At 50.9% G+C, this 12,149-nt stretch carries 10 protein-coding genes and 1 pseudogene; 2 read left to right on the forward strand and 9 right to left on the reverse strand.

Translation table 11 applies throughout. The features are described 5' to 3' along the window. Positions 1 to 94: 94 nt before the first annotated feature. From ACK2JC_RS07490 to ACK2JC_RS07505, 4 genes and pseudogenes are all read right to left on the reverse strand, one after another. Positions 95 to 517 (reverse strand): type II toxin-antitoxin system HicB family antitoxin, encoded by a 423-nt coding sequence (locus tag ACK2JC_RS07490; RefSeq protein WP_320937397.1) that lies wholly within the window; start codon positions 515 to 517, stop codon positions 95 to 97. A 35-nt stretch (positions 518 to 552) separates the two neighbouring features. Continuing rightward, positions 553 to 726: a type II toxin-antitoxin system HicA family toxin gene (locus ACK2JC_RS07495; protein ID WP_302325446.1), complete on the reverse strand. Its 174-nt coding sequence runs from the start codon at positions 724 to 726 to the stop codon at positions 553 to 555. Positions 727 to 1,238: 512 nt separating this feature from the next. Continuing rightward, positions 1,239 to 1,481 (reverse strand): annotated as a pseudogene (locus ACK2JC_RS07500) (hypothetical protein); the annotation flags it as partial. Between the two features lie 440 nt (positions 1,482 to 1,921). After that, positions 1,922 to 2,626 (reverse strand): YoaK family protein, encoded by a 705-nt coding sequence (locus ACK2JC_RS07505; RefSeq protein WP_320937972.1) that lies wholly within the window; start codon positions 2,624 to 2,626, stop codon positions 1,922 to 1,924. Positions 2,627 to 3,002: 376 nt separating this feature from the next. Here ACK2JC_RS07505 and ACK2JC_RS07510 point away from each other — a divergent pair, with 376 nt between their 5' ends. Both ACK2JC_RS07510 and ACK2JC_RS07515 read left to right on the forward strand, forming a co-directional pair. Then, entirely contained in the window at positions 3,003 to 3,428 is a 426-nt protein-coding gene (locus ACK2JC_RS07510; RefSeq protein ID WP_320937973.1) for a hypothetical protein, read from the forward strand. Between the two features lie 229 nt (positions 3,429 to 3,657). Beyond that, positions 3,658 to 4,551 (forward strand): LysR family transcriptional regulator, encoded by an 894-nt coding sequence (locus tag ACK2JC_RS07515; protein ID WP_118756575.1) that lies wholly within the window; start codon positions 3,658 to 3,660, stop codon positions 4,549 to 4,551. Between the two features lie 57 nt (positions 4,552 to 4,608). On the opposite strand, the gene ACK2JC_RS07520 is transcribed toward ACK2JC_RS07515, so the two are convergent. The 5 genes from ACK2JC_RS07520 to ACK2JC_RS07540 form a co-directional block, all read right to left on the reverse strand. Further along, positions 4,609 to 5,379: a response regulator gene (locus tag ACK2JC_RS07520; RefSeq protein ID WP_092365309.1), complete on the reverse strand. Its 771-nt coding sequence runs from the start codon at positions 5,377 to 5,379 to the stop codon at positions 4,609 to 4,611. 26 nt (positions 5,380 to 5,405) lie between these two features. Then, positions 5,406 to 6,656 carry an extracellular solute-binding protein gene (locus ACK2JC_RS07525; protein WP_368274721.1) on the reverse strand — a complete coding sequence of 417 codons (1,251 nt, stop codon included), beginning with the start codon at positions 6,654 to 6,656 and terminating at the stop codon, positions 5,406 to 5,408. Then, complete coding sequence (locus ACK2JC_RS07530) at positions 6,653 to 8,338, reverse strand: histidine kinase (RefSeq protein WP_166434396.1); 1,686 nt, start codon at positions 8,336 to 8,338, stop codon at positions 6,653 to 6,655. The genes ACK2JC_RS07525 and ACK2JC_RS07530 overlap by 4 nt, the downstream gene beginning before the upstream one ends. A 319-nt stretch (positions 8,339 to 8,657) precedes the next feature. Further along, the gene (locus ACK2JC_RS07535) at positions 8,658 to 10,112 is read right to left on the reverse strand and encodes a glycoside hydrolase family 1 protein (RefSeq protein ID WP_107434581.1); all 1,455 of its coding nucleotides are present in this window, start codon (positions 10,110 to 10,112) and stop codon (positions 8,658 to 8,660) included. Between the two features lie 20 nt (positions 10,113 to 10,132). Further along, positions 10,133 to 11,992 (reverse strand): beta-glucoside-specific PTS transporter subunit IIABC, encoded by a 1,860-nt coding sequence (locus ACK2JC_RS07540; RefSeq protein ID WP_368272279.1) that lies wholly within the window; start codon positions 11,990 to 11,992, stop codon positions 10,133 to 10,135. Between the last annotated feature and the right edge of the window lie 157 nt (positions 11,993 to 12,149).

Here is a 12,149-nt window from a genome sequence, read left to right on the forward strand (position 1 = left end):
TTCACCGCTGCAAGGCGCCATATGGCAAACGCCCATGCGGTTATCTGCCGCACAGGCGCTTTATCCGTAACAAAGATGCCTTCCACCATATCATTTATTTGAACTGTGCCACCCGGTCTGCTAACGCTTCCTGTAATACCTTGGACACATTTAGGTTTAACCGGTCCGCTTCCATATTCAACCAGTTTGGCAGCGTCACATTCCTGCGAACCATCTTATGATTCATCCGCTTACGATACTCGGCAAAATCAACGTCAACCATTGTCAGCATTCCCTGGGTATAGTCGAAATCATCCGCCTCCTCTTTCGCTTTTGCAGCAGCAGCCTCATAGCTGGATGCTTTCGGAATCTCCTTTCCATCATCCTCCAAGTCGATTCCTTTTAAACCGATGGCATCACGTGCCATTTCAATCGCGTCCGTGATATCATGTCCCTCAGTATATAAATCCAGGTCTGGAACATATACAAGATAATCCGCTCCGCTCGTTGCTATAAACGTTGGATACGCTCGTTTCATTGTTCTCCTCCTATCCGTGGAAAGATACTGGGGATTTATTTCAATCCCCACTTTTTCAGTATCCTCTTTGCTGTGATCTCATTTATTTCAGTGTGTCGTGGAACCTGCTCGGTATCATGCCCCCTCTTGTAGGTGTCGTGGTTTCCTCCATGTTCCTTGAAACAAAACCCTGCAACCTCCAGCTTTTTTATTAGGTCTTTTCGTTTCATGCTGTTTCCTCCTTATAGTATACACATTAAGTGTGGGTTTTTCAATAGAAATGCGCATTTTATACACATTTTCAAAAAAATCCTACCATTTTTGATTTCTCCTGACATCATAAATACAAGTGGATGTAAAAAAAGCTACGATGGTTCCCTTACACTACAGTAAACAACAACCACAGAATTGCAGACGAACTAAATACGATTCGATTTTTATCAGTGTGGGGTTACTTTTGGAAAAAGATTGATTCAACAGATAACGGTTTATAATTTTTCACCGTATGCATATCGATTACAGAACTTTATATCTGGTGTACCAGCAACTAGATGTGCTTTTATGAACAAAATATCACGAATTGACAGCACTGTCAAGAGTTGAGTGCTGATTGTAGAAAATACCGCCTATGGTAAGCAGTCGGCCCCCTATTGCAAAATATCCTGTCATAAACGCCCATGAATCGTTCCATAGCTCCGCATCCTCACACACCACCGTGCGTACCGTTCGGTACACGGCGGTTTCAACAGTTTTCATACACTGACTGATAGGCTGTGGCCAAACCATAAAAGCCACTTCTTATCAGTCTTTCGTTTGTCGTTGCCATGTTTACCGCTACCGTTTGTGTCGTGAACCAGTATCCTCTCCGGCTAATCCCCGCCTGATATGCCAGCTCTTCCGGTACTCCCATTTTCAGCAGGTTCTTCACCTTGGTCCTCGGTTTCTTCCATTGCTTCCATATGCACATGCGGATTCTGTGATATAACCTGATGTGATTTCTGTTCATTAGACCGGAGATTTGCCCATGGATTAGTATGTTCTCCATATCCAGCTTCCTTCAGATTCCACCTCACGATGGACACACTTGCCTTCGGCTATATCCTTCCCACTACTACCGGGCGGATTCTGGACTTGCACCAGTTAGAAACTTGCGCCGCTGGGCGTACTACAAAAAGGAAACCACTGGATGGGCAATCCAATGGTTTCCTTTTATCATTCGAATTTTTAATTCGGAGCCGGGTATCCAGCTCTCGGATATCTGATCTTGTATTCTGGCTCCTAACACCTGATTCCCGAGACATAACTTAGGGGTATGAATCCTGGGCCGCAGCTCCCAACTTCCAGTTTCCAATTCCCTGTTCCTCGCGCTCTCTCATATCCCAGCCTTGGCACCTCTGCCCGCACTTCTCTGCCACCGCGAGCCCGCTACCCGGCCAGCCCGCGGACGTTTCCTCCCTCGCCCCGGCATTCGCAGATCTTCACGCTTTCCACCCGCCGCCCGGCCGCAGCCAGGTATCCCGCAGCGGCCAGCGGCGCCAGGCAGATCCAGGCGCTCTTCACTCCCGCCAGATTACAGCAGGGCCAGGAGGCCGCAACCCCCAGGTGAAACGCCGTCAGCGTTGCGCCGTAGAATTTGATCTTTTCCCGCATCTTCTCCTCGCGGCCGAAGTAAAACGCCGTGACTGCGGTGGCGAACTGGCGCAGGTTGTTGGTGGAAAAGACGGTTGCGCTGGCGTAACCCCCGCAGCCCTGGAAGGTACACCACTGCACCGACATGGCGAAGAACAGCGGGTAGAGCGCCAGCATGTTGTCCATCCCCTGGGGCAGAAAACCCAGAACCAGCACGGCCGCCACGTCCAGCGCCAGGCTCACATTTTTTAAATTCCATCTGGTGCAGCGCGGAATCAGCACCGTGGTCACAATCCCCGACACGTACAGGACCAGCGCTCCCAGGCGAATGGCCAGGCCACTAAAGCTTCCTCCCGCCAGATTTAATATCGTGTTGATCATATTGGACGTCTGGGCCGCCCCCAAAAGGCCGCTGCGGTTTAATATCGCGTATCCGCCCAGAAATCCCCCGGTCAGCGACATGACATAGTGCAGCCACCGCTCTGCCTGATCCTCTCTCACCTCAATGATCCTCCCATCAACCTCTTATACATCCGATTCTTTTGAGCGGCCGCCGCCAACCCTTTCGCGGGCGGCGGGCGCATTGCTTTTCTGATTATACCATGGAAAATTATCATTTCCAAATACATATAGTATATGGACTACAATACTTTAAAAGTATGATATAATCGATATGAGAGCACCTGGGTTAATTGAAATTCTTACTGCAACATTGAAGTTGTAACTGCACATTGAGAGCACCTGTAGGCGGGCAGAGAGGGCGGGGCAGCGGCCACAATGGAGAATCAGGATTTGCCCCATCCCTCCCCCGCCGTATTTGACATTTCCCCACACGGCCATTAGAATAAAGGAAAACGTTGGCTATGCGGAGGAAACTATGGACAGAGTCAGACTGGAACAGCTGAAGGAGAAAAACAGAGCATTTGTCCGCCGGAAAACATGGGAGGGGCATGAACTTTTTCAGGATTGTGTCCGCTCCCTCTGGAATGCCCGGCTGATCGAAGCCATTGAGGAGACCCGCGGGCTGATCCACTCCATGTGCGGGCGTTTTTCCTTCGATGAGTACGGGCACATTAAAGGGTCCCGCCCGGCGGCGGTGGATGAACTGGACTTTGGCACGGATCAGACCTGGTATATTGTCTGGGACGACGCTGCGCTTCCCGCCGTGGCGTGGGGCGGAGGGCCGCTTCCAAACGGAGGGGACGATCTGTTTGCCGTGGCCTTTGACACCTATATTTTCAACGGCAGCTTTACGGAAATCATCCACAGAGACAGCTCGGGCCGCCTGTGGAGGTACCCTTAGCCGGGCGGCCTTCTGTCCCCCGCCCACCGGCTGCTACATGCGGCGGCGGCCCTGCACCGTTTAACGTCCCCTCACCTTTCGACGTCCCCTCACCTTTCGACGGCCCCGCACATTTTAACCGCCCCGCACATTTCTACCGCCCCGCACCTTTCAACCGCCTCTCATCTTTCAACGCCCCCTTACATGCCGGCTCCACCGGCTTATCCTATCAAAAAGGTTGGTATCCGCTATGGACGTAAAAACACTGAAATATTTTCTAACCGTGGCCCGGGAGGGCACCATCACCAGGGCGGCGGAAAAGCTCTGTATTGCCCAGCCTCCGCTCAGCCGCAGCATGCAGCTTTTGGAGGAAGAACTGGGCGTCACCCTTTTCATCCGGGGCAAGCGCCGCATCCGGCTGACCGAGGAGGGTCTGTTCTTAAAGCAGCAGGCCGAGGAGATCATCACCCTGGTGGAGAAAACCCAGAACCAGCTGGGGAAAATCAAGAATTCCACCCATGGGACGATCGCCCTGGGCGTGACAGAGACCTGCGGGGCCAGCATCCTCTCCGGCCTGATCGGCGATTTCCACCGCCAGTACCCCAACATCCGCTACAGCGTGTGGTGCGGAAATGGGGACGAGATCAGGGAAAAACTGGAAAAGGGCCTGGCAGACATCGGCATCGTCCGCGAGCCCTTTAATACAGAAAAATATGATCACATTTTTATTAAACAGGAGTCCTGGATCGCCCTCATGAGCGTGAACCACCCCCTGGCCCAGGGCACGGAGGACACGGTGGAGCTGGGGCAGCTCTCCGGGGAGTCCCTGATCATCCCGGCCCGCAGCGAGATGCAGGACGAGATCAACAACTGGTTCAATCACATTTCCGAGGAGCGCAATATTTTCTGCCTGTACAATACGGTTTCCTGCATCATTCCTCTGGTGGAGGGCAACATCGGCGTGGCCATCTGTCCGGAATCCGTGCGCTACACCATGAATCCGCAGAAGCTGTGCTGCCGCCGCATCGTAAACCCGGAACATCTGTCCAATCTGCTGATGGTCCGCCGCTGCCACCAGGTGCTCCCGGCGGCCACGGACTGTTTCTGGGAGTTCGCCCGGACAGCGGCGGAACATGGGTTTTGATCCGGGATACTGCGCGGGTATTTTGCGCGGGCGGTTTATCCCCCTACCGTCCGCATTTTATGACCGCATCTGAAATTCCTTTGGCCCCACGCCTGCCAGCTTCTTGAAGGTGGAGCTGAAATGCCGGTAGTCCCGGTAGCCCACCCGCTCGGCCACCTCGTAGATCGGCATGTTCTTGTCCCGCATGAGCTCCATGGCCCGGCGCATACGCACCCGGGTCAGGTACTCCAGGAAGGTGATTTTCAGCTCCACCTTGAAGAGCTTTGCCAGGTAGCTCTCGCTGATGGCCAGATAGGAGGCCACGTCCCGTATGGACAGCTCCCTGCCGTAGTTTGCCTGCACATATTCCAGAGCGCGGCGCAGGTAGGCGTTTATATTTTTCTCATCATATTCCAGCAGCAGGGACCTGCTCTCCCCGTCCTGTTCCCGGTGGTCCGCCATCATGGCCCTGGACTCTCCGATGCGCTGTACGGCCTTTTCCACCGCACCGTGCAGCTCTTCGTCGTCGATGGGTTTTAAGATATAATCCAGCACTTCCATTCTCAGCGCCGCCTTGGCGTACTCAAATTCATTGTAGCCGGAAATGATAATGAACTGGGAGCGGATTCCCTGAGCCCGGCAGCGCCCGATCAGCTCCAGGCCGCCCACATGCACCATGCGGATATCCGTGATCACAATGTCCGGCTCCATCTCCCGGATGTCCTCAAACGCCTTTTCCCCATCGTCGGCAGACCCCACCACCACGCAGCCCCACTGGTCCCAGGGCATGGTCATGACCAGCGCCTTGCGGGTTAATACCGCGTCGTCCACTATATAAACCTGATACATTTCTTAACCTCTTTCCGGATTCATTTTCACTCGCCAAGGGCTGTGTCCAACTGGCTCTGAAGCCCTTTTAGCAGCTCGCCGCAGTCCTCGTCCCCGTGGAGAAATTCCGCGATCACGCGGTCCACGATCAGATACGCCTTGGTGTTTTTTCTGGACAGGGTGCGCTTGTAGTCCATGTCGCGCTCCTCCCCTGTCCGGGCGTCGAATTCCCCGTCCCTCACCAGATATTCCACCAGCTCCCAGGCCGGGCCGTAGTCGTGTGGAATCCCCCGGTTGGCCAGATAGAGGTTGCAGCCCTGTAATAGCCAGGGCGTCTGTTCGGTCCGCCACAGCCCGACGCCGGACAGCGTTTCCCCTGCGCGGCGCTCCAGCTCCTCCCCGTAAAGTTCTTCCAGCACCACCGCGTCCAGACGGCCTCCGGCAAATTCCTCCATCAGAGTCTGATTGTCCCCGTCCACCAGCGTTCCCTGCTCCAACCCGGCTTTCATGGCGCGCAGCAGCTCGGCCCGTTCCGGGCGGTCCACCTGGTAGCGCTCGGTCTCCCCCAAAAGCGCGTCCCAGCCGGAGCTGTCCGTGGACAGCAGCAGGTCCCGAAGCAGCACGCTGACCGGAAGGCCGAGGCGTTTCCCGCCGAACGTTTGAAGCAGCGCCTCCAGGCTGACCGGGGCGGGGATTTCCCTGGCCCCGCCAGCTCCCGGCGCGCCGTTTTCCCCGATTCCGCCGCTCTTCCCGGCTCCATACGCTCCAGCCCCGCCGCTCTCCCCAGCTCCACCTCCCTCATCCCGGTAATACACCTTCAGACGGCTCTTAATAAACGGCAGCCCGTAAATCTTCCCTCCGCTCATCGTGTTCTCCAGACAGGCCCCCGGCACGGCGTCCAGCCAGGCCAGGCCCAGATCCCTCATCACGAACTCGTCCATGGGGTAGATCAACTTCTGCTCGGCCGCGGAGAGCATGGAGTCGTCCCCCATGCAGACCACGTCGTAGTGGTACCCCTTTCCCGCGTAGAGCAGCTTCAAAAACACCAGAGTGTCCGACTCCACAAAGGTTGCAGAAACCCTTACATCCGGGTTCAGCTCGCCGTAAGCGTCCAGGCGCTGCCGCATGTATTCCTCCCGCATGCCGTCCCCGCCCAGGGACATGAGCAGATTCAGCTCCACCGTCTCCCGCCCTGCATTTTCCTGGGCCGGCGTATACCGCCTTGCGGCGGCAAAGATTGCCCCTCCGGCCGCAACCGCCGCCAGTGCAATCAGCAAACGACTCATTCCCATTTTCATGTCTTGTCCACCTGCTCTCTCCGGTACGGCAGGAGAATCACCACCTTGGTGTAGCGGCCCTTCTCGCTCTCCATCTTGATTCCATAGCGCATCCCGTAGATCAGGAGCAGCCGCTTCTGCACGTTCTCCACGCCCAGGCCCCCGTAGAGGCCCACACCCTTTTCCACGTTGTTGATATATTTCAAATATTCCTTATCCACGCCGATGCCGTTGTCGTAAATCTCAATGCACACGTCCTCTTCCCGGCGGTATCCCCGCAGACTCAGCATGTAGCCCTCCTTGCCCGCAGTGAAACCGTGGATAATGGCGTTTTCCACCAGGGGCTGGATGATCAGGTTGGGGATCAGGCAGTCCCGGATCTCCTCCTCCACCCGGATGTCCACGTCGAAGAGCTGGTCGTAACGGATCTGCTGGAGCCGTATGTAGTCCTCCACAAAAACCAGATCGTCGCTCAGCTTCACAAAATCGTCCTTGAAGGTGATACTCCGGCGCAGCAGCTTTCCCAGATGGATCACAAAGCCGGAGACCTCCCCCGTGCGGCCCATCCGGGCCAGGGCGTTGATCTCGTTTAACATGTTGTAGAGAAAATGGGGGCTGATCTGAGCCTGGAGAGCCTTTAGCTCCGCGTTTTTCTTGCGCTCGCTCTCCTCCCTGGCGTTCTCGATCAGGGTCTGGATGCGGGCAATCATCCAGTTGAACACCGAGCTGACCAGGCGCATCTCGTCGCTGTCGTGGGCCCGTATCTCAATCTTGGTGTCCAGATTTCCCCGGGTCACCAGGTTCATGGAGCTTACCAGGGTGTCGATGGGTCGGTACATGCGGTTGGCGAACACGGCGGCCAGCAGGAATGCCAGAGGCGCCATGCAGACCAGCACCAGCAGGCTGATAAAGATCATCAGGCGGCTGTTCTCGTTGAACTCCTCGATGTTGTAGTAGGCGTAAATGCGCAGGCCGTAGGCATTTTCCCGGGAAGCCGCAACAGAATTCTTCTCCGCCCTGCCCGGCGCGCCGGTGGCCCCTTCCGTAAACCGCCCGGTGGTGTCCAGGATAATGCAGTCGTTGCGGTCGGCCAGGGTGACGGAGGACTTCTCGTCCTCCAGCTGCTTGACCGCGTTCAGAAGCGTGTTCCGGTACACGTCCAGAACCACATACCCGGCGATCGTTCCGTCCCGCCCACGCACCGCCCTGCCTATGTTCATGCAGATCTTCCGGCCGTTCTCCGCCCGGGTGACGCTGGGTGTGACGGCGATCCGGTCCGGATTCGCAGTCATTTCGTGTAAAATTCCCCAACCGCCGAACACAGCCGGGTCGTAGAGCTTCGCGTCCCTGCTGTCCGGGTAAATATACCGGTCGTCCGGGTCGATTACCCGGATGCGCAGGCGGTTGTCGCGGCCCGTCTGGAGAGGGCGCACCAGCTCCCCCAGCCCCTCCCGGTCATTCCCCGCAAGATACGCCGCCAGGGCAGGCTCCTCAGAAAGGCTGTTTAAAATTTTCTCATACTCCTCCAAAAGCTCCCGCATATTTCCGGAGCTGGCCGCAGCCATGGCGCCCACTTTGTCCTGGTAGCGCTCCCGGGACATATGGAAGCTGCCGTAGGAGATGGCCGCCACACAGAGACAGATAGGCAGAATGGTCGCAAATAAAAATGCAAAAAATAGCCGTTTAAAGTAGATTCGTTTCATCTGGCGCACTCCCGGGGGCAAAATCATCAAAGTATTTGATTGATCGGCACCCTCACTCTGCATGCAGAAAAAAATCAGGAGAAAATCATTTGTGATCGACTTCCCCCTGATTTTTGCATACTTTAATAAGCATACGGTTTTACTAGATAACTGTCTTTATTTTATTATAACGTATACGGTTTGTCAATGATGATTGTGTACTCCGGTACATTAATTCTATCTCATATATACCGTTCCGCACTACCGCTCCTGGCCTGTTTCCCGTTCGTATATGATATGTAACGCTTATGCTTGATTTGCTTCTACAATAAACAGTTTATCATAAGTTTCTTCCGTTCTCTTTGATAACCTCCCTGTACCAGTTAAAGGAATCCTTTTTATACCGGTTCAGATCTCCGCCCTTCTCATCGCGGTTTACATACACAAGGCCATATCGCTTTTTAAAACCTTCGCTGGTGCTGATGACGTCCATAAATGTCCAAACATGGTATCCGATGACTGGAATTCCATCTTTCACAGCTTCTTTCATCGCAATAATATGACTTTTCAGATAATCAATCCGGTAGTCATCATGAATTTTAAAGTCGTTTGTTAAAATATCCGGAACCCCCAGCCCGTTCTCACACAGCATCAATGGCAAATGACATCGTTCATATATATTACGAAATGCCACACGAAGTCCGATCGGATCCAACCGCCACTGATTCATCGGAAACGGCTCAATATTCGGATTATCAATATGCCGGCAGATGCCGGGAAGCATTCTCCGCTTAGCGTCCACCCGATACCGTTCTACTAACTCAGGAGATACATCTTCGGGGCAATATTCCGCACATGACGAGCGATAATAGTTAAATGCATAAAAATCAGGTTTACCGGCTTTTAAAATCTCATGCTCCTCATCGCTAATTGGAAAGTCCCATCCATTATCTCTCAGCCAACGCAAATAATATGCTGGATATTCTCCTCGACAATGAACGTCAATCATGTAATTGCGATACAAATCCTCCGACTTCTTTGCTGCAAGAATATTTTCCGGTTTACTATCTTTTGGATATGTGGGGCTGTATGCCATAACTGGGGCAATCTTCGCCTCTGGATCAATTTGATGGCAGGAAGCTATTGCCTTTGCACAAGCTACATACATGTTGTGATTGCACAAATGTCTTAAACGCTCCCGCTTTAAGATATCTTTTTCCTCAATGCCCAAATAAGAATCGCGCCGGATCATTGCATTCTGCTCATTATTCACGAGCCAGTATCTGACACGCCCTTTAAAGTGTTCAAATAAGGTGCATGCATAGCGATTAAAATCCTCTATTGACTGTTTGTTACGCCAACCTCCGTATTTTTTCTGAATGCCACAGGGAAAATCAAAGTGATAAATCGTAACGACAGGCTCAATACCATACTTATTTAAGCGGTCAATTAATTTATCATAAAACGCAAGCCCTTTTTCATTAATCTGTTCATCATCACCATTGGGATAAATCCTTGTCCATGCGATGGAAAAACGGTAGGATTTTAATCCCAGCTCTTTCATTAATTCAACATCTTCTTCCCAACGATGATAATGATCGCTTGCAATCTTACTGTCGGCAATCTCATCGCCTACATTTGCCAGAGCTTTCGTTGGTTCTTCAGTCGGATCAACAGACATACTGCGTACATCTGCAAGGGAAAGCCCTTTTCCATCTTCATTATAGGCTCCTTCTACCTGGAAGGCAGAAGTTGCACATCCCCATAGAAAATTTTCAGGAAATTCTTGATTCATAATGATTGCTCCTTGCTGTTTCACCTATTATTTATACTCATTAATAATGTATTTTTATTTACATTTCCCTTCACTTTTACATCAATTTCATAATGATCGGAATTGGTAATGACGCAACACGTGGTTAAATCCAGATTATTACGTTTAATCTCGTCAATGTTAAATTCCATAATTAAATCGCCTGCTTTTACGATATCCCCGTCTTTTACTTTCGGACTAAAGCATTTTCCGTTCAGCGTTACGGTTTCCAGCCCCACATGTAAAAGCACTTCTGCACCGTTATCTGCTATCATAGAAATTGCATGTTTCGTGGGAAAGACAGAAAAAATTTTTCCATCACATGGTGCATACAGTTTCCCTTCTTCGGGAATAATTCCAATTCCTTTACCTAAAATACCCGCACTGAATACTTCATCGTTTACCTCACTCATAGGAATTGCCCGCCCTTTCAACGGACTATAAAAATTCATACTTGCATCCACATCCTCTGTTTTTGTTTCGATTCGATTGTCTGCGGATTCTGTAGCAGAAGTCATTTCATCAGAATCTTTATAAATAATCAATGTAACGATAAAAGAAATTCCAAGCGCGAGCAAATAGCCTATAATAGCCCATACAAAGTTCATCGGATTATTTGCATCAAGATGTCGAGGAAGTCCCACAATGCTTGTACTCATTGATGCATAGGATTTTACTCCGGCAATTCCCATTACCATTGCCGATATAAAACTACTAATCACGACACCTGTCATTGCTCGTTTATTAAGCATTGTCACTCCGTATAGAGCAGGTTCGCTGATTCCAAAAAGCGCCGATAAAGATGCGGAAAACGCAACCGTTTTCTGCGTTGTTTTTTTAGTTTTTATGGCAACCGCAAAACAAGCTCCGCATTCTGACAGATTGTGTGCCACCTTTGCCGGTGTATTTAACATATCATATCCGGGATTCGTGTACACGGATGCGACATATGGAATTAATGCCTTGTGCATACCTGTTATCGTCATAAATGGCAATGCCGCAGCAAGTATTGCAACAACTACCCATCCGACTGAATCATTTAAAGTTAATAATATGTTCGTAAAACCAGTTCCCAAATTATAGCCCAACGGCCCAAGAATCAGGAGTTCCAGCGGTATTGTAATTAAAAAACACGCTGCCGGCACTAAGATAACACGCAGTACTTTTGGACATATTTTTGTAAAATATTTTTCTATGAACGCCATCACAAATACAGATAAAATTGCAGGGAAAATCTGTGAACTGTAGCCCACATTGGGAATCGTCGCCCCAAATAACGTCATTCCGTTATCAATCAGCTTAGTCATTGACGGAAGCAGTGGAACAGCCGCAACAATGACCGCCAGCATCTGATTACATTTAAGTTTTGCCGCACATGTAAATGCAACCATAATGGGAAGGAAATAGAAGCAGGCGTCCCCAATTTGGTACAGGACTAAATAAGTGCTGGAATCTTTACTCATCCCAAAACAATAGGTAGCAACAGTAAGGATTGCTTTTACAATACCTCCACCCGTAATCACTGCAATCAACGGCTGAAATATACCAACCATAAAATCAATAAAGACATCCACTGGTTTCTGTTTAGCCTTTACATTAACCGTTTTTTCTTTACCGGAAAATGTACCGAGTTTCATTATCTCTTCATAAACTTCAATCACATTGTTTCCAATGATAACCTGACACTGTCCTTTCATGACGACTCCCATAACCCCATTGATCTTTTTCAGGGCCTCCAGGTTCGCCTTTGCCGGATCTGCTAATGAAAATCTAAGACGTGTGGAACAATGTTCAAAATGAGAGACATTTTTTTCGCCGCCAACATTCTTCAAAATTTCGGCTGCCATACTTTTGTAATCCATAAGAAATTTCCTCCTACTTTTTTTTGCACCGCTCTCCCCATTGCAGTGCATTTTTCATGTAATAAACTATACCCGAAAAATCGGCAAAAACACAAGAAACCTCTGTTTCTTCAGATCGTTATATTGTTTCAGATTCTATTTTTTTGTTTCACCGCAA

Source organism: Enterocloster lavalensis, from assembly GCF_046603895.1.
Lineage (GTDB): Bacteria > Bacillota > Clostridia > Lachnospirales > Lachnospiraceae > Enterocloster > Enterocloster lavalensis.

Excerpts from the sequence above, each read along its gene's own strand:
- ACK2JC_RS07490 (WP_320937397.1), bottom strand. The coding sequence starts at position 517 with ATGAAACGAGCGTATCCAACGTTTATAGCAACGAGCGGAGCGGATTAT.
- ACK2JC_RS07495 (WP_302325446.1), bottom strand. The coding sequence starts at position 726 with ATGAAACGAAAAGACCTAATAAAAAAGCTGGAGGTTGCAGGGTTTTGT.
- ACK2JC_RS07510 (WP_320937973.1), top strand. The coding sequence starts at position 3,003 with ATGGACAGAGTCAGACTGGAACAGCTGAAGGAGAAAAACAGAGCATTT.
- ACK2JC_RS07515 (WP_118756575.1), top strand. The coding sequence starts at position 3,658 with ATGGACGTAAAAACACTGAAATATTTTCTAACCGTGGCCCGGGAGGGC.
- ACK2JC_RS07520 (WP_092365309.1), bottom strand. The coding sequence starts at position 5,379 with ATGTATCAGGTTTATATAGTGGACGACGCGGTATTAACCCGCAAGGCG.
- ACK2JC_RS07525 (WP_368274721.1), bottom strand. The coding sequence starts at position 6,656 with ATGAAAATGGGAATGAGTCGTTTGCTGATTGCACTGGCGGCGGTTGCG.
- ACK2JC_RS07530 (WP_166434396.1), bottom strand. The coding sequence starts at position 8,338 with ATGAAACGAATCTACTTTAAACGGCTATTTTTTGCATTTTTATTTGCG.
- ACK2JC_RS07535 (WP_107434581.1), bottom strand. The coding sequence starts at position 10,112 with ATGAATCAAGAATTTCCTGAAAATTTTCTATGGGGATGTGCAACTTCT.
- ACK2JC_RS07540 (WP_368272279.1), bottom strand. The coding sequence starts at position 11,992 with ATGGATTACAAAAGTATGGCAGCCGAAATTTTGAAGAATGTTGGCGGC.